This window comes from Acinetobacter bereziniae LMG 1003 = CIP 70.12, assembly GCF_000368925.1.
GTDB classification, from domain to species: Bacteria; Pseudomonadota; Gammaproteobacteria; order Pseudomonadales; family Moraxellaceae; genus Acinetobacter; species Acinetobacter bereziniae.
Genome location: NZ_KB849756.1, coordinates 1,105,234 through 1,126,224, shown reverse-complemented (window position 1 = coordinate 1,126,224; position 20,991 = coordinate 1,105,234). Strand labels below are relative to the sequence as shown.

General features: G+C 37.5%; 23 protein-coding genes. 13 read left to right on the top strand and 10 right to left on the bottom strand.

Features of this window, described 5'->3' with window-relative positions; all coding sequences use genetic code 11:
* Positions 1–144: 144 nt before the first annotated feature.
* Positions 145–435, bottom strand: a complete 291-nt coding sequence (catC, locus tag F938_RS15190; RefSeq protein ID WP_005033095.1) for a muconolactone Delta-isomerase — start codon at positions 433–435, stop codon at positions 145–147.
* Positions 436–449: 14 nt separating this feature from the next.
* Positions 450–1,559, bottom strand: a complete 1,110-nt coding sequence (locus F938_RS15185) for a muconate/chloromuconate family cycloisomerase (protein ID WP_005033093.1) — start codon at positions 1,557–1,559, stop codon at positions 450–452.
* Positions 1,560–1,680: 121 nt separating this feature from the next.
* On the opposite strand from F938_RS15185, the gene catM reads away from it, so the two are divergent.
* Positions 1,681–2,595, top strand: a complete 915-nt coding sequence (catM, locus tag F938_RS15180; RefSeq protein WP_005033091.1) for a cis,cis-muconate-binding transcription regulator CatM — start codon at positions 1,681–1,683, stop codon at positions 2,593–2,595.
* A gap of 140 nt (positions 2,596–2,735) precedes the next feature.
* Here catM and F938_RS15175 read toward each other — a convergent pair whose 3' ends face one another.
* Together F938_RS15175 and F938_RS15170 are read right to left on the bottom strand one after the other, a co-directional pair.
* Positions 2,736–2,924, bottom strand: coding sequence for a hypothetical protein (locus F938_RS15175; protein ID WP_005033088.1), 189 nt, complete (start codon positions 2,922–2,924; stop codon positions 2,736–2,738).
* A 180-nt stretch (positions 2,925–3,104) separates the two neighbouring features.
* Entirely contained in the window at positions 3,105–3,683 is a 579-nt protein-coding gene (locus F938_RS15170; protein WP_005033086.1) for a DJ-1/PfpI family protein, read from the bottom strand.
* Positions 3,684–3,936: 253 nt separating this feature from the next.
* Here F938_RS15170 and F938_RS15165 point away from each other — a divergent pair, with 253 nt between their 5' ends.
* A complete protein-coding gene (locus F938_RS15165; protein ID WP_005033084.1) occupies positions 3,937–4,410 on the top strand; it encodes a hypothetical protein in 474 nt (157 codons plus the stop codon).
* A gap of 139 nt (positions 4,411–4,549) precedes the next feature.
* Here F938_RS15165 and F938_RS15160 read toward each other — a convergent pair whose 3' ends face one another.
* Together F938_RS15160 and F938_RS15155 are read right to left on the bottom strand one after the other, a co-directional pair.
* Positions 4,550–5,068: a chromate transporter gene (locus tag F938_RS15160; RefSeq protein WP_005033082.1), complete on the bottom strand. Its 519-nt coding sequence runs from the start codon at positions 5,066–5,068 to the stop codon at positions 4,550–4,552.
* A 6-nt stretch (positions 5,069–5,074) separates the two neighbouring features.
* Positions 5,075–5,656 (bottom strand): chromate transporter, encoded by a 582-nt coding sequence (locus F938_RS15155; RefSeq protein WP_005033078.1) that lies wholly within the window; start codon positions 5,654–5,656, stop codon positions 5,075–5,077.
* A 177-nt stretch (positions 5,657–5,833) separates the two neighbouring features.
* Here F938_RS15155 and F938_RS15150 point away from each other — a divergent pair, with 177 nt between their 5' ends.
* From F938_RS15150 to F938_RS25025, 8 genes are all read left to right on the top strand, one after another.
* Positions 5,834–6,718 (top strand): LysR family transcriptional regulator, encoded by an 885-nt coding sequence (locus tag F938_RS15150; protein ID WP_005033076.1) that lies wholly within the window; start codon positions 5,834–5,836, stop codon positions 6,716–6,718.
* 215 nt (positions 6,719–6,933) lie between these two features.
* Positions 6,934–9,006 carry a M13 family metallopeptidase gene (locus F938_RS15145; RefSeq protein ID WP_005033073.1) on the top strand — a complete coding sequence of 691 codons (2,073 nt, stop codon included), beginning with the start codon at positions 6,934–6,936 and terminating at the stop codon, positions 9,004–9,006.
* Between the two features lie 262 nt (positions 9,007–9,268).
* A complete protein-coding gene (locus tag F938_RS15140; protein ID WP_005033071.1) occupies positions 9,269–10,285 on the top strand; it encodes a hypothetical protein in 1,017 nt (338 codons plus the stop codon).
* Between the two features lie 650 nt (positions 10,286–10,935).
* On the top strand, positions 10,936–11,457 hold the full coding sequence (locus tag F938_RS15130; protein ID WP_005033069.1) for a hypothetical protein: 522 nt from the start codon (positions 10,936–10,938) through the stop codon (positions 11,455–11,457).
* Between the two features lie 266 nt (positions 11,458–11,723).
* Positions 11,724–12,218 (top strand): DinB family protein, encoded by a 495-nt coding sequence (locus F938_RS15125; RefSeq protein ID WP_005033067.1) that lies wholly within the window; start codon positions 11,724–11,726, stop codon positions 12,216–12,218.
* 54 nt (positions 12,219–12,272) lie between these two features.
* Positions 12,273–13,109, top strand: coding sequence for a hypothetical protein (locus F938_RS15120; RefSeq protein ID WP_005033064.1), 837 nt, complete (start codon positions 12,273–12,275; stop codon positions 13,107–13,109).
* 293 nt (positions 13,110–13,402) lie between these two features.
* Positions 13,403–13,618: a DUF6364 family protein gene (locus F938_RS15115; protein ID WP_005033061.1), complete on the top strand. Its 216-nt coding sequence runs from the start codon at positions 13,403–13,405 to the stop codon at positions 13,616–13,618.
* Positions 13,619–13,835: 217 nt separating this feature from the next.
* The gene (locus F938_RS25025) at positions 13,836–14,021 is read left to right on the top strand and encodes a hypothetical protein (RefSeq protein ID WP_010591352.1); all 186 of its coding nucleotides are present in this window, start codon (positions 13,836–13,838) and stop codon (positions 14,019–14,021) included.
* A 185-nt stretch (positions 14,022–14,206) separates the two neighbouring features.
* Here F938_RS25025 and F938_RS15105 read toward each other — a convergent pair whose 3' ends face one another.
* Entirely contained in the window at positions 14,207–14,983 is a 777-nt protein-coding gene (locus F938_RS15105) for an LEM-3-like GIY-YIG domain-containing protein (protein WP_005033056.1), read from the bottom strand.
* A 74-nt stretch (positions 14,984–15,057) separates the two neighbouring features.
* Here F938_RS15105 and F938_RS15100 point away from each other — a divergent pair, with 74 nt between their 5' ends.
* Positions 15,058–15,570, top strand: coding sequence for a helix-turn-helix domain-containing protein (locus F938_RS15100; RefSeq protein WP_005029281.1), 513 nt, complete (start codon positions 15,058–15,060; stop codon positions 15,568–15,570).
* The gene (locus F938_RS15095) at positions 15,567–16,412 is read left to right on the top strand and encodes an IS3 family transposase (RefSeq protein ID WP_010591792.1); all 846 of its coding nucleotides are present in this window, start codon (positions 15,567–15,569) and stop codon (positions 16,410–16,412) included. The genes F938_RS15100 and F938_RS15095 overlap by 4 nt, the downstream gene beginning before the upstream one ends.
* Positions 16,413–16,486: 74 nt before the next feature.
* Here the strand turns inward: F938_RS15095 and gatB are convergent, their stop codons facing one another.
* The 3 genes from gatB to gatC are packed head-to-tail and all read right to left on the bottom strand — an operon-like array spanning position 16,487 to position 19,807.
* Entirely contained in the window at positions 16,487–17,962 is a 1,476-nt protein-coding gene (gene gatB / locus F938_RS15090; protein WP_005033054.1) for an Asp-tRNA(Asn)/Glu-tRNA(Gln) amidotransferase subunit GatB, read from the bottom strand.
* Entirely contained in the window at positions 17,962–19,440 is a 1,479-nt protein-coding gene (gatA, locus tag F938_RS15085; protein ID WP_005033053.1) for an Asp-tRNA(Asn)/Glu-tRNA(Gln) amidotransferase subunit GatA, read from the bottom strand. The genes gatB and gatA overlap by 1 nt, the downstream gene beginning before the upstream one ends.
* A 52-nt stretch (positions 19,441–19,492) precedes the next feature.
* Positions 19,493–19,807 carry an Asp-tRNA(Asn)/Glu-tRNA(Gln) amidotransferase subunit GatC gene (gene gatC, locus F938_RS15080; RefSeq protein WP_004829513.1) on the bottom strand — a complete coding sequence of 105 codons (315 nt, stop codon included), beginning with the start codon at positions 19,805–19,807 and terminating at the stop codon, positions 19,493–19,495.
* 134 nt (positions 19,808–19,941) lie between these two features.
* Here gatC and F938_RS15075 point away from each other — a divergent pair, with 134 nt between their 5' ends.
* Positions 19,942–20,982 carry a rod shape-determining protein gene (locus F938_RS15075; RefSeq protein ID WP_005033052.1) on the top strand — a complete coding sequence of 347 codons (1,041 nt, stop codon included), beginning with the start codon at positions 19,942–19,944 and terminating at the stop codon, positions 20,980–20,982.
* Positions 20,983–20,991 lie beyond the last annotated feature (9 nt).

Sequence of the window (20,991 nt, the reverse complement as noted above, 5' to 3'; positions counted from 1 at the left end):
TCTCCTGAAGTATGAAAGGTGTTACGTGGCTTGCTTTGCTTACTCATGGTTGATTGATGAAATATTTAAACCAACAGCTTCGCTTGCTCCATTGCTCACCACAGTCCTTGTTAATTACGTTGATAAAAAAATGATCAATACAGTTTAACTGTCATCTTCACGCACAGATGATGGGTGACGATTTAAAGCCATCACTTCAATATTCATGTAAGGGTACAGTGGAAGACCTTGTAAAATGCTATGCAGTTCTTCGTTGCTCTCAACATCAAAAATACTGATGTTTGAATACTGTCCTGTAATGCGCCAAATATGACGCCACTTGCCTTGTCGTTGTAAATCTTGTGAATATGCCTTTTCAACAGCTTTAATTTCATTGGCTTTTTCAGCAGGCATATCCAGTGGGATATTTACATCCATTCTGACTTGGTAAAGCATGGGAACTCCTTGAATTATTTACGACGTAGCTTGTCAATTTTGTCTTCATCCAGTTCAATACCTAACCCAGAAGCTGTCGGAATTTTCAGCTCAAAATTTTCATATTGAAGTGGTTTTTTTAAAATTTGTTCTGTGAGCAGCAATGGACCAAATAGTTCAGTGCCATAAGCCAAGTTACTGAATGTTGAAAAAACATGGGCTGAGGCGATCGTACCTACAGGTCCTTCCAGCATGGTGCCGCCATAGAGATCGATTCCCGCTAGATTGGCTAACTTTCCAACTTCACATGCTTCAATTAAGCCACCTGACTGAGCGACTTTCACTGCAAAAACAGATGCTGCATTGCATTTCGCCAGTTCATAAGCACTTTGTGGTCCCATCAAGGACTCATCTGCCATAATCGCAATATCAAACTTTCGCGTTAAGCGTTGCATAGCATCAATATTTTGAATTGCACAAGGTTGTTCGATCAAATCAACCCCGCCATCTTGAAGCATTTTGATGCCTTTAATTGCGGTTAATTCAGACCATGCTCGGTTGACATCGACTCGAATTGAAATCTCACTGCCCAATGCTTGTTTAATGGCCAACACATGTTCAATATCTTGCTCTAAAGGTCGTGACCCAATTTTTAATTTGAAAATGTTATGACGTTTTGCGGTAATCATTTTCTTGGCTTCAGCAATATCTTTTTCGGTATCGCCAGAAGCCAATACCCACAATACTGAAATACTGTCGCGTAAACGCCCCCCTAATAATTCACTGAGCGGGATTCCTAAACGTTGAGATTGAATATCCAATAAAGCAGTTTGAATGGCACATTTTGCAAAACGGTTACCATTGATATTGCGGTGAATGATTTGCATGGTCTGTGCAATATTCAATCCAGACAAAGTCTTGAGCAAAGGTGCAAAATACGTGTCAATATTGGTTTGAACACTTTCCGGGCTTTCTTCACCATAACCTAAACCACCTATTGTGGTTGCTTCCCCCCAGCCAACAAAACCATCTTCAGTCGTGATTTTAATCAGCACCAAAGTTTGTGTTTGCATCGTCGCAACCGCCATCTTATGAGGGCGTATTGTCGGGATCTCGACTAAAAGTGTTTCTATGGACTTATACATACTGCGAATTTCTTAAGTATTAATCTATTTATATACCCTAAATTAATGTAATATCTTTAACTAGGCTGGATTTGGTATTTTTAGATACTTAAAAGGTATATTTTGGTGTGAGATAGATAAAATGGAATTAAGACATCTTCGTTACTTTGTGACTGTGGTTGAAGAGCAAAGTATTACCAAAGCAGCTGAAAAATTATGTATTGCGCAACCGCCCCTGAGCCGACAGATTCAAAATCTTGAACAAGAACTGGGCATCCTATTATTTGAACGTGGTTCGAGACCTGTAAGAACAACTGAAGCAGGGCAGTTTTTTTATCAACATGCAGTACAAATTTTAACCCATACTGCTCAAGCGACATCTATGGCAAAACGGATTAGTGCAGTCAATAAAATTGTACGTATCGGTTATGTTAGCTCACTTTTATATGCGCTGTTGCCCCAAATCATTTACTTGTTTCGTCAACGTCATCCTGATATTGAAGTGGAATTAATTGAATGTGGGACCAAAGACCAAATTGAAGCATTAAAGCAAGGTAAAATTGATTTAGGTTTTGGTCGTTTAAGAATTAGTGACCCTGCTATTAAACGTATTGTACTCCGTGAAGAAAAGCTGAAATTGGCTGTACATAAAAATGATCATCTCGCTGAATATATCGACCAAGGTGTTTATTTATCACAAATTACTCATGAAACGATTTTCTCTTATCCCGCAACTCAAAAACCCAATTTCTCTACCTTAATTCAGTCGATTTTTACTGAACTGGGATTGGTACCTAAAAATATGGTTGAAGTGCGTGAAATTCATATGGCTTTAGGCTTGGTCGCATCAGGCGAGGGGATTTGTTTGATTCCTGAAAGTGCCAGTGATATTGGGATGAAGAATTTAGTTTATGTGCCTATTTTAGATTTGGAAGCCTATAGTCCAATTTCGCTATCAGTTCGAAATATGGATCAAAGTAGTTATGTACCGAACATACTTGCATGTGTAAAAGAGGTTTTTGAACAAGAAAACATTAGTTTAAAAATGAATCTGTAAATGGTCTCAATCTATGCAACCATTGCATGAAAACGTTCTTGTATTCTGGATTTGGAATACATGTGCTTAGAACGCTTCCATTTAACACTTCAAGTTTTGATGAAATAGTGCAATTCATTTTTAAACCATTGATCAATGCTTTAAATTTTTTTCCATTGCAGATTTTCTTCATCAAAATTGATTAAAAAAGATGTTCCCGATTCATCACCAACCAGATAAGAAGATGGATTGACCATGAGGACTTTTAATAAGGTTCCTACCTCAATGGTGATCGGGCGTAAATTTTCTTTCGTTAATGTAACGGGTTGAAGTAATTCAATGATTTCCATTTTTTAAATTAACCTGTTGTTTGACTAAAAATTCATTCATTCATCATGACATAAATGAAGACCTGAGGCTGAAATTTAAATTAAAAAGGTTCAATTTAATGTATTTATATGTAATCTAAAGAATATTGATCAAGATTAAAGCTAGATTTTGATGTGTATGCAAAATCTAGCTTTTCATGTTTACAAAGTGATGTTAGCACCAAGAACTTTAACAAATTGGGCTAACCAAGCAGGATGTGCAGGCCATGCAGGCGCAGTCACCAAATGACCATCAGTCACGGCTTCAGTAACAGCTATATCTGCATATTGACCACCTGCGAGTTTAACTTCAGCAGCACAAGCAGGGTAGGCAGAACAAATACGACCTTTTAATACATCAGCAGCAGCCAGTAGTTGTGCGCCATGACAGACTGCGGCGATCGGTTTCTTTACAGTATCGAATTCACGCACAATTTCAACAACACGTGCATTCATTCGCAAATACTCAGGCGCACGACCACCAGGAATTACCAAACCGATATAATTTTGCACATCAACTTGGTCAAAATCATAGTTAATTGCAAAGTTATGACCACGTTTTTCACTATAGGTTTGTTCACCTTCAAAATCATGGATTGCCGTGGCTATACTGTCTCCATTTTTCTTATCTGGGCAGACTGCATGGACGGTATAACCTAATCCTGTAAGGAATTGGAAAGGAACCATGGTTTCATAATCTTCAGCATAATCACCGACTAACATCAAAATTTGTTTAGACATTTTTTCACCTGCTGTTCAAAAAATAGTTATCCTTTCAGGTAAAATAACATGCTCAGATTGCAGTTTTAAGTTGAATTTATGCGGCTTTAGTCTTAATTTTATTCAGAACGTTGTAATCAATAGATATGTAAATTTCTTATTCTAAAGCAAGACTTTTCAGCTTGAGAAAATAACGCTTGAAGCTCAATCCACAACAGGAAGAAGTCGCCGACTTATTTTAAAAGTGATGAATACAGGATTAAAAAGGAAAAATATGAAAAAGTATCTTTTGGGTATTGGTTTAGTGCTTGCAGCAACAGTAAATCATGCTGCGGCGCAACAAACAGTGTATCGGGGAATGGGGGAGGCATCTTCACAATTTCCAAGCTTTAAGAAAATGTTCAAAGATGGACTGATCAATAAAAAGGCAGAGGTTTCTAGATATGATTACAATGATGTCTATCGACTCAAGAAACCCTTAAATTTTATGGGACAAAGCGTCGTTTTGGTTTCAGATGAGTATATGTCTCAATACGCTGGGTGTTGTGTAAGTGAGGGCTGGGGAGCACTTGTCGCAAAAAATACAGATTTAAAACAATTAACTCAATTTGCAAAAGCCAATCAATGTTCATTGACTGAAATGGATCGAAGCAGTACAGACTACTATTATTACAAGCTGAAACAACTGCCAAAAGCACAATATTATGAACTTTCTTGTCGTGAACGAGATCTAGAAAACCAGCAGTAATTTGCATTCAATTCATTCGCCAAATCCCCTTTAAAGGGGATTTGGGTTTTATTAGCGATATGTTTTATAAACGTTGCATTTTATAGAGGTCGAGATTTCCAAGTTCAGTTGAAGACAGTTAAACCTAATAATAACGTGACTACAGAATCAGTACACCTGTTCCTGCACCAATCAACATTAACCAAACTGGATGAACATTTTTAAACACACTAAGTACTATAGTCAGGACAACGATTGCTATCAGTAAAATATTTTGTGCAGATGCCTGAGCAATAATCCATGCACTGACGAGCACTAAACCTACAGTAATGGGCTTTAATGCTTTTTCAAATCTCGCACGTAATGGATGGCTTTTAAAATTATTCCAAAATTTCAGTGCATAGACAGTGATAATTGAAGAAGGTCCGAATTTGGCAAAAGATGTAACAAGCAATCCCATCGGTCCTGCAACATGCCAGCCGACTAACGGCACAATCATCATATTTGGACCAGGCGCAGCCTGTGCCATAGCAAACATAGAACTGAATTGTTCAGCGGTCATCCATTGGTGAACCACCACAACTTGGTGTTGCATTTCTGGCAAAATGGCATTACCACCGCCAAATGCCAGTAAAGACAATTGAGTAAAAACTAAAGTGAGTGCGATAAGGACAGACATTTTGCTTTACTCCTGAGTGAATCTACGTTGTTTAAAGGCTAAAACAGCCATATTCACAGTGACTAAAATCAACAACGTCAATGCCAAAGGTAGTTTGATCAGCAACATGAAAATAATGGTCAACAAGATGGTGAAATAAGTCAGTTTACTTTTCATGATTGGTTTCAACATTTTAAAGCCTGTGGCAAACAGTAAACCTGCTGCTGCAGCCGCTAAACCTTGGATCATGTGGCGAACGAGGACAATATCTTGGAAATTGACATACATTTGATACAGTGAAATCACAATCACTGTGGGTGCCAACATCAATCCGAATACCGCACTGAATGCACCTTTAACACCAGCAAAATCATAACCAATCGCGACAGCCATATTGACAATATTGCCGCCGGGTAGAATTTGGCAGACCCCAAGCAAGTCTGTAAATTTTTCAGCCGTTAGCCATTTTTGATCTTCAACAATTAAACGATGGGCCAGTGGAAGTACACCACCGAACCCCATTAAGCCAAGCTTCATAAAGCCTAAAAATAATGCTTTGCAATTGGGTGTTTCAATGGCTTGCTCCATTTGCATTGCTTCACTATTCATTTAGACCTCTTCAATTTGCTGTGCTGAGTGGATTGAATGTGATTATCTGCCTGTTGAGTTATAATTAAAAATGCTATTTTTGCTGTTATTCATACTTAAAAAGTATGGTTGTATTGAATTGTTTTCTACAACATGACGCATTATTCGCTTGATACATTTTTATATGGAGGGAGCCACATGATTGATATTCATAAACTCAATGCTTTTGTTGCTGTGGTTGAGGAAAGTAATATTTCTCGTGCAGCCGTACGTTTGAATATGCAACAACCGCCATTAACACGCATAATCAAAAGTCTGGAAGATGAATTAGATACCCAATTATTAAAGCGATTACCTCGTGGAGTTGAGGCAACTGAAGCAGGTAAAGCACTCTATCAAGAAGCAGTCACGATCCTTGCACATGCCCAAGCGATTCCTAAACGTGTGCAGAATATCTCGAAAGGATTGGAAGGGCAGATCAATATCGGTTTCACCAATTCAGTCGGTTTGCATTCATTTTTACCTGCATTGTTACGGAATTTCCGTGAGAATTTTCCTGCTGTATCCATTCATTTAGAAGAAGATGCCAGTAGTTCATTGATTGATTCAATTATTAATGAAAAAAATGACATCGTATTTTTACGTAAACCCGCGCCGATAAACTTGGGGTTAAAAAGCTTACATGTCTTGGATGAGCCATTGATTGTCGCTTTGCCGAGTAATCATCCTTTAACTTTACAGGGTGATGTGATTCATCTGTTGGATTTAGAACCCTATGACTTTGTACTATATCGTCGTTTGGCGGGTCAGGACTTATTTGACAATATTTTGGCATGTTGCTATCAGGCGGGTTTTAGTCCAAGAATTGTCCAAGAAGCACCTCGCTTAACCTCAAGTTTAAATTTGATCGCTGCGGGAATTGGTTTATCGATTGTTCCAGAAGCGATTCGCAATTTTTGGAATAAACAGATCGTTTATAAAGCATTACAAGCAGATACCACTTGTATTGCACCGATTTATGCGGTGTATCAACAAGATGCTGAAAATGTACGTTTAAAACATATTTTAAATTTACTGGATTAATGACATCATTTTTTGTATTTAAAGCAGGGTGTTTTTAGAACAGATATTCGTAAGTGCTATCTGACAATGACTCTATCGAGCATATGTATCGGTAAGCTAAGCGAAATTAAAAAATTAACGCAATCATTGCATTTTTGCTACACATAAAAGTTGAGCTCGGGATTAGTATTATCTTTTTAAATTCAAGCGTTAAAATTAAAATTGAGGATAGGCTTTTGAAACTCAAATTTGTAAAAAATGTTTTAGTATCAGCAATGATGTTGTCCTCTACAGTTTTATGGGCAGAAACAGTAGCGACAGCAGTTCAAATGACGCCTACCACTGTAAAAGATCAGAAAAAATCGGGGATTGACCATCAATATTTTGATCAAACTGTAAAAGGCAGTGATGATTTTTATCAACATGTGAATGGTGGCTGGATAAAAAATACGGAAATTCCAGCGGATAAATCTCGTTGGGGCACATTTGATATTTTGCATGAAGAATCATTAAAACAACTGCACGATATCGTCGATGAACTGTCAAAGCAACAGTTGGTTAATGGAAGTTCTGAACAAAAAGTTGCGACCCTATATGCTAATTTTATGGATGAAAAGCGTATAGAAACATTAGGTATTCAACCGATTCAAGCTGAAATCGAAAATGTTGATGCCCTTAAAAATAAAAAAGATATTGCCCAATTAGCAGCACATTTTTCAAGAATCGGTGTCACCAGCCCGTTTGATGTTGGTGTTGATCAAGACATGAAAAACTCTACACAAATGATTGCAATGATGGGACAAAGTGGTTTAGGTTTGCCTGATCGTGATTATTACTTAAAAAATGATGCAAAATTTAAAAAGGTACGTTCACAATATTTAAGCTATATCGAGAAAACGCTAAAATTGGCGGGTGATACTCAAGCTGCACAACATGCTCAAGCCATTTTAAAATTAGAAACGCAGATCGCGAAAATACAGTGGAGTAATGTCCAAAATCGTGATGTAACCAAACTCTACAATATTTATAAGGTTGAAGACTTAGCCAAACTTAGTCCAAAAATTGATTGGAAAACCTATTTAGAAAAACAAGAATTGGCAGATAAAATTAAAACCATACAAGTGATTCAACCGAGTTATTTTAAAGGTTTGAGCCCAATTGTTGACAATACCTCGTTGGATGCTTGGAAAGCTTATTTCAAGTTCCATTTGGTGAGTGATTTTTCACCTTTACTCAGTAAAGCTTTTGTAGATAACAGTTTTGATTTCTATAGCAATCAACTCCGAGAAATCAAAGAACAAAAACCGCGTTGGAAGCGTGGTGTGCAATTGGTCGAAGGTACTTTGGGTGAAAGTCTCGGACAGATCTATGTGAAAAAATATTTTTCTGCTGAGAAAAAGCAACGCATGGAATTACTGGTTCAAAACCTGATGAAAGCCTATTCACAAAGTATTGAACAATTGGATTGGATGAGTCCAGCAACCAAAGTCCAAGCACAGAAAAAGCTGGCAAGTTTTGCGGTGAAAATCGGGTATCCAAACAAATGGCGTGATTACTCAGCCTTGGACATAAAAAATGATGATTTGATTGGTAATGTGATTCGTTCACGTGAGTTTGAACATCAATATGCGTTGAATAAATTGGGCAAACCGGTTGATCGTGATGAATGGGGAATGACACCACAAACGATCAATGCGTATTACAATGCTTCTTTAAATGAAATTGTTTTCCCTGCAGCTATTTTGCAACCTCCATTTTTTGATATGAATGCTGATGATGCAGTCAACTACGGTGCGATTGGTGCAATTATTGGTCATGAAATCAGTCACGGTTTCGATGACCAAGGCAGTCAATTTGATGAGTTGGGCAATATGAAGAATTGGTGGACTGCCGAAGATCATCGAAAATTTAAAGAAAAAACCAATGCACTGGTGGCTCAATACAATGCCTATGAACCGATCAAAGGCTACCATGTTAATGGCGAGCTAACCTTGGGTGAAAACATTGCGGATAATTCTGGTTTGGCGATCGCCTATAAAGCCTATCAATTGTCCTTAAATGGTCAGCCAGCACCAGTGTTAGACAATTTAACCGGTGAACAGCGTTTCTATATCGGTTGGGCTCAAGCATGGCGTTCGAAAATCACTGATGCGATGCAAGTGGAATTCCTAAAAAGAGATCCACATTCGCCAGATAAAGTGCGTGGCAATGCAACTTTGCTGAATCAAGCACCATTTTATGATGCATTCCATCTTAAACAGGGAGATAAAATGTATTTGCCTGCAAATAAACGTGTCACTATTTGGTGATACCAAAAAAACCTGCCAAGTCTGTTGATGGTTTGGCAGGTTTTTCATTCTTGTCGCTACCGTTTACTCAATAGTGCTTTTGAAAATGGCTGTTTAGGTAGAGCTTTTCTGACTTTAAATTAATTGATTATCCCTAATTCATTTTTTTGTGATTTTTTTATCATTTTATTCAGATAAATAGTGAATAAATTCAATAGAATAAGTTTGTTATTTTGGATTGATTACGCTATTTTGTTAAAAAAATACAATTGAGAAATGTTCGGTGAATTTAAAAGCATTCTTGTGGTTTGCTGGGGCTGGTTGTTTACTACAGGCTTGTACAAGCATTAATACTTCAACATCTGATACATTTAAACAATATGCGTCTCCGCAAGAAATGATTGATAAGAAAAATATCAATGATAATCAAAGGTCATCTAAAGAATATGTTTATGATTGGGGACCTAAACAAGGTCATCAAACGGTGCAGTCATTGACACCGAAAACTTATTTAAACAGTTATTGTGTTGCTAAAGGTGGGCGTTTTAGCCAAGTTCAAACCAGTACGATGAATCTGGTCAAAGATGTATGGACAAAGAAATTATTGAATACCTACAGCAGTGTAAAGCAAGGGATTGGTGCATATCACTGTGTCGAAACGAATGGTCAACAGTGGTATGTTTCAATTGAACCGTTATCTGAACGAAAGCTAGAGCAGAGTGAAACCCGTGCTGTTATCTTGCAAACCAAAATTATATCTCTGGATGAATTAAAAAAACTGTATAACACTAAATCCAATGTCACAAATACCCAGCAAGAAAAGAAAGCAAAAAATCATCCTGCTAAAAGTACTGAAATAAAAGCCAATAATTCAAAAAATACACCTGTAAATATTGCCGTGAAAACTTCTCCTATAAAACCGATCGAGGAAAAGAAACCAGTTACGCAGATTGTGGAGGAAGTGAAAGAAAAACCGCAAACTGAAAAAGTAGTGACCACACCACAAGCACAGCAAATGCAATTATATAGCGCTGCACGTAAAGATTTAGGACGTGGACAAAATCAGATTAATGCCTGTAATAATGCTGAACGCGCCTATAATTATGGGCGTTTACATGGAGCAAGTGGAATCAATGTCTATGCAGAATCAGGTGTTTTGGTGGCAAGATGTTTAACCAATGTACCGAGTTATAGTCAACGGTTCTCTAATCCGCAAGATCGAGCTAAACGGATTTTGCAGAATTTATCCACCAACCAAAATCATGCTGTTGCGAAACATATGTTAAAACAAATGAAGTGATAATGACTTGGTCTTGGTAGCTCAGTGGCATTGATTCAAACCTCAATTAGTCTAAGATTCTTGCAAGCAAATGAAATATTGCTTTGATGAGATTGAAGATTGAGCGAATGATCAGTTGAAAAATAACCTCAACAATAAATTCTTTTATAAAGCTTCCTAGTTTTTTTAAGATGCGAAAGACCCATTTGAACATTGCACTGATCTTTTTAAAGATATAATCAAATATCCTTATAAAAGGTTTGTGTTTATGCAATAGCCAGCACTGTTGGAGTTTGCTTATGCTGATTCTTGGAGGATGCTTACAAAAAATCAGCATGTACAGCCAAATCGAGAAAATAATACCTATACCTGAGAGTGTGATGTACAACATTGACATAAAGTTTTGTTTTTAATTTTCACATGATGTTTGCAGTGTATTCTAATCACATTCATGTCAATTTTTTTTAGATAATGATCAATTTCTAAAAAAAGACATTGAAAAGCATGTATCGAAAAAATACTCAGCAACAAACGAACAGAAGAACCAGTAGACTGGGAAAAACTTTAGTGTCTTGTTTGAAAATGAGAACTCGGTCAAGTTACAGAGTCACAAAAGTGCTGATTCATCATTTATGTTAAAACTGGATCAGTCTTCAATTGGAAATTTTCCCATGTCACGCCCAGCTCTTTCCCTTATTTCAAATCAGTTCTCAAAACTTGGACGCACTGTGTTGATCGCTAGCGCATTGATGGGAACTACACAATTTGCTGTTGCAGGACCAACAGTCGACCAACTGAGCGATTGTTTAGTCAAAGCGACAACTGCTACAGATAAGACCACTGTATTGCAATGGACTTTTGCCGCCTTATCAGCTCATCCTGACTTAAAAGCATTAAGTAATGTCAGTGATGCTCAAAGAACCCAACTTGATCAGAAATTCGCTCAGGTTTTACAACGTGTTATTGTTGAACAGTGTTCTGCACAAGCCAAAGCTGTTATTCAAACTGAAGGCTTACAAGCTGTTGGTGATAGTTTTCAAGAATTAGGGCGTAGTACAGGAGAAGATATTGTTAAAAACCCTGAGGTGAAGAAACAGTTACAGGGTTTACTACGCTATGTCGACTTAAACAAACTGGTCATGACATTTTTAACTCCAGATATTTGGAATAAATTGGGTACGATTCGTCAATAAATCATCTTTCTAAGCATCTTTAGCAAACTAAGCATCTTTAGCAAAGTACGTTTTGTTACCTATATAAATTAAAAACTGTAATGCTACCCCTGACTCTTTCTTATTTATGATTAAGGGGGTAGAGGGGTATCCACAAAAAAATTAAACTTAAACTGATTTTATGCCCGTAAATGATAGTTGCTTGAACCTTATTGAAAGATTAGTTTTTTAAACTATTTACATGCTATCTTGATGATTGAATTGTAAGAATGCGCTAGGTCAATGGAATGGATTTTGTAAAACTGTTTCTTTATAAACAATGGTCAGATCAACGCTTATTCAAAGCCATTGCACAGATCGATCAAGAAAAATATTTAGATGATTATCAATTTGCCAAGCAGCAATTCAATCATATGATCATTGTCGAAGAGTTATTTCGAGCCCGACTAGAACATAAAAAAGCGTTACATACACAGACCAATACTGAAGTTTTACCTGCATTTGATGAGTTACAACAACGGATTGAACATTCTCATGCATGGTGGATTGAATTTGTAGAAAATATTCAATCAGATCAACTTGCTGAAATTGTGTATTTTCAATTTATCTATAAAAAAACAGGCTCTCTTTCAATAGAAGAAATTCTTTTTCATATCATCAATCATGGCACATACCATCGGGGGAATATTGCCCATGCTTTGCATCATGCTCAAGTGATTCATCCAGCGGATACATATACAGTTTTTATTCATCAACATGAACCTGAGCGTAGAGCTGGCTAGAGCATTTCATTTTTCAAATATTAAATTAAAATTTTTAACAATAGACCCAGCCCTATGGATAAGAAAGCAGTCAAGATTTTACTTAAAACCATGAAGCACTCACAGGATGAATGTTTAGAAAATTGGTTTTATTGGGACAGTTATATGAAATTTATTAAGGATGATGAATTTGAATACGCAAAAAGTCATTCAGTCATGTTTGAACCAGAGACAATAAGCCACAACGAGATTTGTAAAAGAATCAAAAAAGCAGTGGATCATATTGAAAAGCACGATGTCGTAAATGCATTTATCTATAGCCTTAGCACCCGACAATTAGAATATCGCTCCTTTTTATCGAGTTTTTGTATTGGCAAAAGTTTGATCGAACATGATTTTCTATCTAGCCCAGAGCCGAATTCAACAATCTGTGCTGTGTGCGGTCTACATCGATTTGAATTTGAAGATCCGATTGAATTTAATACGATGAATTATTTCAAATACAAACATGGAAGCTGTACAGTGAATTTGATTTCAGTTCTATTCGATTTAGAGCAGTTTCCTAGACTTCCTGTTGTTAAACCAAGTGAGGTAGATTTCAGTATTCTCAACCAACTCAAATCAATTATTGAGCATGCACAACCCAATGACAGAATAGCGCAATTGAAGAAGAGTATTGCTCAAGCTGTTAAATCAAATGATGAAGAGCGTTTGGGGCTTTTAGAAATTTTTGGTGTGATTGGAATTTTGCATGATGATGAACATTTTGGCTATGTAGACCAATATGTGACTTATCCTGAAAGGGTACATCGCCCTATTAGAAATGATGATGTGAATTACCCTACAAGATGGTGGAAAGGAAAGTTTGGCGTTGATCAAGAGAAATGGGATTATTGGTTTAAGAGTAAATAATCAGCAGTAGATATAGGCATGGCATTGAAAGCTTTATAAGATTAAACAATAGATTTATCGCATTGATTTTATTGATCTAGAAATTACATTTAATGAATGAGCTTTTCAACGCATTGACTACAAGAGATTTTTGCTTTCTGAAATAAAAAAATAAGTCCTATGATCGTATCAATTGTTTTATAGATTGGTTAAGATTTAATTGTCAAAATTCAACCAATACGTATGATTAATTAAATGATACGCATGAGGTAAAATCTTATGCAAGCGAAATTGACCTTATCTATAAATAAAAAGTGATTGAACGGGCGAAACTTTATGCTCAGGAACATGAGCAGAGTGTTTCGAGTTTGGTTGAAGCTTATTTAGATCGTATTTCAGCACACACTGAAACTTCCAGTAATATTCAAGCACCTATTACTGGAAGCTTAATCGGTATGTTTGCCGATCAAGACCAAGGGCAGGATTATAAGACACTGCTTTCTGAAGCTTGTATGGAAAAACATAAATGAGCGAGCGGATATTTATTGATTCTGATGTGATTTTGGATGTGGCTTTAGCGCGTCAGCCTTTTGTTCATGCAAGTCAAATTGTTTTAACGCTGTGTGAGAAAGGGTAATTTACAGGGTGCGTTTCTTCGAAAAGTATTGCCAATATCTACTATATTTTGCGTAAGTTGGGGGTGATGAAAAAGCTCGTCTTTTTATTCAACAACTTTTAAAATTTTTGGTGATCATCCCTGTTGATCATGTTGGGATTTCTCAAGCGCTGGTGTCTAAGTTTTCTGATTCTAAAGATGCAATTCAATATTTTTCTGCGTTGAGTTTTGGTTGCCGCAAAATCGTAACGAGAAATATTAAAGATTATAAATTTGCTGAAATAAGTGTTGTTTCACCGAGTGTTTTTGTTGGCTGAGCATATTTTCCCAAATTAAATTTTTTGTCAATATTTGGTCATTAAAAGCACTCTCCAAAATTAGACTAAAAGTGTTCAACTTTTGGAGTGCAGTTCAGCAATGGTGGTGTTTATTTAGGAATAAATGATTACCAAAAGACAACATCTTACTTTTATAATGATTAAAAAATTAATAAATAAAGTGTTTAGTTTTTAGCTTTCCAAGAATATTTTACTGGATTACTTGCGCCTTTTTTGCGATAGATTTCAGGAATTCTTTTACCTAAATAATATTGTTGTAATTCAAGTGAAGCTTCTTTTCCAATGAAACCATATCTATTATTTCTTTTGGATTTATCATCTGAGTTTTCATCGATTAGCTTGAAATTTGGAAAATTTTCATCGGTAGCTTCTAACCATTTTTCAGCGGTAAAAACACCTTTTATAATTCCCTGAACAGTTGCTAAAATAATTTCAGCATTTTCAGCTTCGGTTTTACTTAATCTCCATGCAAATCTAACAGCATCATAAACATCTCTCTCAGCAGAACTTTTATTTACTGAAATAATTAAAGCTTTATGCTTAATATCAACAGTTTCAGTTTTATACATATTTATAATTTCCTGAACATGAGCTATACCATATTCGTTGCTTCCTTCGCCATTAACAATATTAGTTAACCCAGGATAAGCATCAATTAATGCAGCTTCAATTTGAGCAGCGATATCTTGGTTTTCTAAACCATGTCTATGTATCACATGAATTATGTCAAGATTTGCTAATTTAATGTCTCTAATTTGCTTCATTTTAAGACTTAAAAATTCGTCATATTGTTCTTCTATTAATCCATTAATATGATCAAATACACGATTTCCTCTTCCTCTGCCAACATAGAAGGTTAGACCATCACGAGGATCAATTAAGCGATAAACATACCATTTTAGTTGTTCAATAATTTCTGAAGAAAATTTTTTTATTGTCATCTATGCCTCTTATAAAAAACCTCACTTAATTGAACTGAACCCTATAAGTTGGACACAACTTATAGGGTATTTTTATGAAATACAATTTAAAGTTTAAACAAGCAGTCATTGCTTATTATGCTCAAGGCCATTCTAGTTTATCAACAGCCAAGCATTTTTCGATTAGTGATAAGGATGTCTCTAAATGGTTGGCTCAATTCAACTTAGGTGGAATTGATGCAATAAAACCAAAACAGAATAAGACAATTTATACAGCTGAATTTAAATATAAAGTATTAACAACTATGCAGGATGAGCGATTAAGTTTATCTGATACAGCTCTTCGTTTTGGTATTTCTTCCCCGAGTTTGATCAGTGTATGGCGTAAAATCTATCAAACCGATGGTATGCTTGGACTAGAACCAAAGTCTAAAGGAAGAGCACCCATGTCTAAAAATAAACATAAATATATTGTTGATAAACCTGATCATGAAAAAACAACTGCTGAGCTTCAGCATGAACTACTCTATTTACGCGCTGAGAATGCTTACTTAAAAAAGCTCGACGCCTTGCTGAATCCACCCAAAAAGGACAACAAGCAAGGTTGATTGATCAGATGAGTACTGAGTTTGCTTTGCCATTGCTTTTAGATATTGCTGAGTTATCGAGGAGTAGTTTCTACTATCATAAAGCCAAGCTAAATGCCGTAGATAAATATGCAGAGCTCAAGCAACGAATTTGCCAAATTTATGATCAGCATAAAGGTAGATATGGTTATAGACGAATCACTTTAGCCTTGAAGCAACAAGGTCTTCATCATAACCATAAATTGATTGCTAGGTTGATGAGAGGCTTTGGTTTAATTTCATTGATTCGGCGTAAAAAGTACAATGCCTACAAAGGTACATCCAATAAAATAGTCAAAAATAAACTCAAACGTAACTTTGAAGCGAAGCGACCCAATAAGCGTTGGCTGACAGATATAACCGAATTTAAAGTTGCTGATACGAAGTTATATTTATCTCCGATTTTAGACTGCTATAACAATGAGATTGTGAGCTATACACTTTCAAGACGCCCAGTATTTCAACTTGTTAAAGATATGCTTGATCAAGCCATAAGTCATTTACCAAACTCACGAAAACACAAGCTTATGCTTCATTCAGATCAAGGCTGGCATTATCAAATGAGCCAATTTAGGAGTACGCTTAAAGCGAATAAGATTAAGCAAAGTATGAGTAGAAAAGGGAATTGTTGGGACAATGCTTTGATGGAGAGTTTCTTTGGTACATTAAAATCAGAGACGATTTATCTAGAGAAACCAGAAAGCATTGAAGTCTTAGAGCAACAAATTCATGACTACATCCATTACTATAATCATGAGAGAATACAAATTAAACTAAAAGGATTGAGCCCTGTTCAATTCAGAACTCAATCCAGCGTTAACTAAACTGTCCAAGATTTGGGGTTCAGTCCATAATGTGAGGTTTTTTATAACATAAAATCAATTAATTATCGAATAAATCAACCAATCAATTTCTTCATCAATTCATTGACTTGAGCAGGGTTGGCTTTACCACGAGAAGCTTTCATCACTTGACCGACTAGACCGTTAAATGCTTTCTCTTTACCAGATTTATACTCTTCAACCATTTTTTCATTGGCAGCAAGTACTTCTTTGATAATAGCTTCAATGGCACCTGTATCAGTTTCCTGTTTCAAGCCTTTTTCAGCAATAATGGCATCGGCAGTTTTGCCTTCTTCCCACATAAAGCCAAAGACTTGCTTGGCAATCTTACCGCTAATCGTGTTGTCGACAATACGTGCGATCATACCGCCTAACTGTTCAGCAGAAACAGGAGAGTCAGCTAACTCTAAGCCAGCTTTATTTAAAGCACCTGAGAACTCACCCATCACCCAGTTTGCAGCAACTTTACCTTGAGCGGCGCCACCAGAAGCTGCAACAACCGCTTCATAGAAGTCTGCTAATTCACGAGAAAGTGTTAATACATGTGCATCATATTCAGTCACAGCGAAATCTGCGATAAAACGTGCACGACGTGCTTTCGGTAACTCAGGAAGAGCCGCACGTGCCGCTTCAATCTGTTCATCCGCAATGATCACAGGCAACAAATCAGGGTCAGGGAAGTAACGATAGTCGTTGGCTTCTTCCTTAGAACGCATTGAACGTGTTTCCATTTTATTTGGATCGAACAAACGCGTTTCCTGATCAATTGAACCACCTTCTTCCAAGATGTCCATTTGACGTTGGATTTCAACATTGATGGCTTGTTCGATAAAACGGAATGAGTTGAGGTTTTTTAACTCACAACGTGTACCAAATGGTTGTCCTGGACGACGTAATGACACGTTACAGTCAGCACGGAATGAACCTTCAGCCATGTTACCGTCAGAAATTCCTAACCAACGCACCAAAGTATGAATAGATTTGATATAGGCAACAGCCTCTTCCACAGAGCGCATATCAGGTTCAGACACGATTTCAAGTAAAGGTGTACCAGCACGGTTTAAGTCGATACCAGACATGCCTTCAAATTGATCGTGGATTGATTTACCAGCATCCTCTTCCAAATGTGCACGAGTTACGCCTATACGCTTGACTGTGCCATCTTCAAGCTGGATGTCGATATGACCTAGCCCAACGATAGGATTGTCCATCTGGCTGATTTGGTAGCCTTTTGGAGAGTCTGGGTAAAAGTAGTTCTTTCGTGCAAATACCGATGCTTGATCGATATAGGCATCAATACCCAAACCAAAACGAATCGCAAGATCAACCACTGCTTGGTTGAGTACTGGCAATACACCCGGCATCGCCAAATCAACAAGGCTGGCTTGAGTGTTTGGATCTTGACCAAATTCAGTCGAAGAACCTGAGAAAATTTTAGACTGAGTTGCAAGCTGAGTGTGAATCTCAATCCCGATAACAACTTCCCATCCGTCAATCAACTTTGAAGGTGCTAATTTTTGAGCTTCAGTCATTATGCATTCTCCTCAGCAATTGCCGCACGTTTGGTATGCCAGTCCGTGTTTTGTTGATATTGATGAACAATCGACAACAGTTGTGATTCTGACCAGTAGTTACCAATAAGCTGTAAGCCTACAGGTAAGCTGTCTTTGTCAAAACCAACAGGTGCATTGATGGCTGGTAAACCTGCCAAGTTCACAGCAAGCGTATAAATATCGCCTAAATACATTTCTGTAGGGCTGAGGTTTGCGCCAATTTTGTAAGCTGTGGTTGGTGCAGAGGGTGCAGCAATCACATCAACATTTTCAAATGCAGTTAAGAAGTCTTGTTGAATGAGACGACGTACTTTTTGTGCTTTTACATAATAAGCATCGTAATAACCTGCTGAAAGGGCATAAGTCCCAATCAAAATACGACGTTGTACTTCAGCACCAAATGCTTCAGAGCGAGAGCGTTTATGTAAATCTAAAATATCTTTTGGATTTTCACAACGATAGCCATAACGAACACCATCATAACGTGACAAGTTTGAAGATGCTTCAGCAGGTGCAATCAGATAATAGGTCGGTACATAAGCTTCAGTCATGTTGAGATCAATCTCAACCAAAATGGCGCCCATGCTTTCCAATGTTTTTAACGACTCTTCAACACGTGCTTTGACCTCAGCATCTAAACCTTGAACATTGAAGTATTGTTTTGGAATACCGATACGCAAGCCTTTCACTGCTGTTGCATTTAAGTTTGCAACATAGTCATCTACTTCTTTGTTGATTGATGTTGAATCTTTTGCATCATGACCTGCGATGGTGTTCATGAGAAAGGCACAGTCTTCAGCAGAACGTGCCATAGGTCCACCTTGATCTAATGATGATGCGAAAGCAATCATCCCGAAACGAGAGACACGACCATAAGTTGGTTTTAGACCTGTCAAACCACAGAATGATGCAGGTTGACGAATAGATCCCCCTGTATCTGTGCCCGTTGCAAAAGGTGCAAGATCAGCGGCAACAACTGCAGCAGAACCACCAGAAGAACCACCCGGAACATGTTCTAAATTCCATGGGTTTTTCGTCGCACCATAAAATGAACTTTCAGAGGTAGAGCCCATGGCAAACTCGTCCATGTTCACTTTACCCAACGTCACTAAACCAGCGGCTTTTGCTTTGGCTACAACGGTCGCATCATAAGGTGAAATAAAGTTATCCAACATTTTTGAACCCGCAGAAGTTTTAATTCCTTGAGTACAGAAAATATCTTTATGTGCCAGCGGAACTCCAGCCAAAGTACCCGCCGTGCCATTTTTTAATAAATTGTCAGCAGCATCAGCCTGAGCCAAAGCATATTCGGGAGTAACCGTTACATACGAATTAACACGATCATCAAGTTTCGCAATACGGTCTAAATAATGTTGAGTCAACTCGCGAGATGAAAATTGTGCAGATTTTAAACCTTCTGCCATTTCACGAATCGATAAACGGTGTAAATCAGTCATGAGTACAATTCTTTACGATTAATTTTTAAAAATAAGTTTAACTGATCAAATATTATTCAATCACTCTCGGAACAAGGTACAAACCATCCTGAACTGCAGGAGCAATGGCTTGATATTCTTCACGATGGTTGCTTTCCGATACAACATCTGGACGAAGTGGTTGTGGATGATCGAATGGGCTCTTAAGTGGCTCAACACCATCGGTATTGATCGCTTTTAAGGTCTCCATCATCCCTAAGATTTTATTTAAACTTTGAGCATATTCAGCAGATTGCGTATCATTCAGCGACAATCGAGCAAGATTGGCGATTTGCGATACAGTTTGTGCATTTAATTCTGCAGAATGCTGAACATCTGAACTTGACATGATGTCTCACCTAATCAGTTTTAAAAAAATTCAAAATATCGTGCGTTATAATAAGCGATTGACTTGTTCAAATCATCACATTTAGTTAAAGTTGCCATCTTGCGTCCATATAAAGTTTAAACTGAGAACGACCCGTGATTCTAAAACGACTAATTGGCTTGTTTTCGCCAGATCTAGCCATTGATTTAGGTACTGCAAATACACTTATTTATGCACCAGGAAGGGGCATTATATTAAACGAACCGACAGTTGTGGCGATTCGTCACAGTGGTTCGCAGAAAATTGTTGCAGCTGTGGGTTTAGATGCTAAGCAAATGCTTGGTCGTACCCCAGCCAATATTTCTGCAATCCGTCCGATGAAGGATGGTGTTATTGCTGATTTCGAAGTCACTGAAACCATGTTAAATCAATTTATTGGTAAAGTGCATGAAAAACGCCTATTCCCACCTGCGCCTCGTGTTGTGGTTTGTGTACCGTGTAAATCAACTTTGGTAGAGCGCCGTGCGATTCGTGAAGCTGTATTCAATGCTGGTGCCCGTGATGTACGTTTGATTGAAGAGCCTATGGCTGCTGCGATCGGTGCGGGTATGCCTGTAGAGCAAGCATGCGGTTCTATGGTCGTTGATGTTGGTGGCGGTACAACTGAAATTGCCATCATTTCTCTACAAGGGTGTGTATACGCAGATTCTTTACGTATCGGCGGTGATGTGTTTGATGAACAAATTATTAATTATGTACGTAAAGCACATGGTTGTGTAATTGGTGAAACGACTGCTGAGACCATCAAAAAAGAAGTTGGAATGGCTGTCGCAGACGGCAAGACTTTAGAAATTGAAGTTCGTGGTCGTAACCTTGCTGAAGGTGTTCCACGCGCGATTACAGTGACTTCCGATGAAATCACGCAAGCGATTGCTGATCCATTACAAAGTATTGTATCTGCTGTGAAATCTGCACTTGAACAAACTCCACCAGAATTATCTTCAGATATTGCTGAACGTGGAATAGTTTTAACAGGTGGTGGAGCATTATTGCGTAATCTGGATAAATTACTTGCCCAAGAGACAGGTTTACCTGTTGTTGTTGCTGAAGATCCTTTAACTTGTGTGACTCGTGGCGGTGGAAAAGTCTTAGAATTCTTTGACAATCCAAACCATGATATGCTTTTTGTAGGCTAAACTATACTC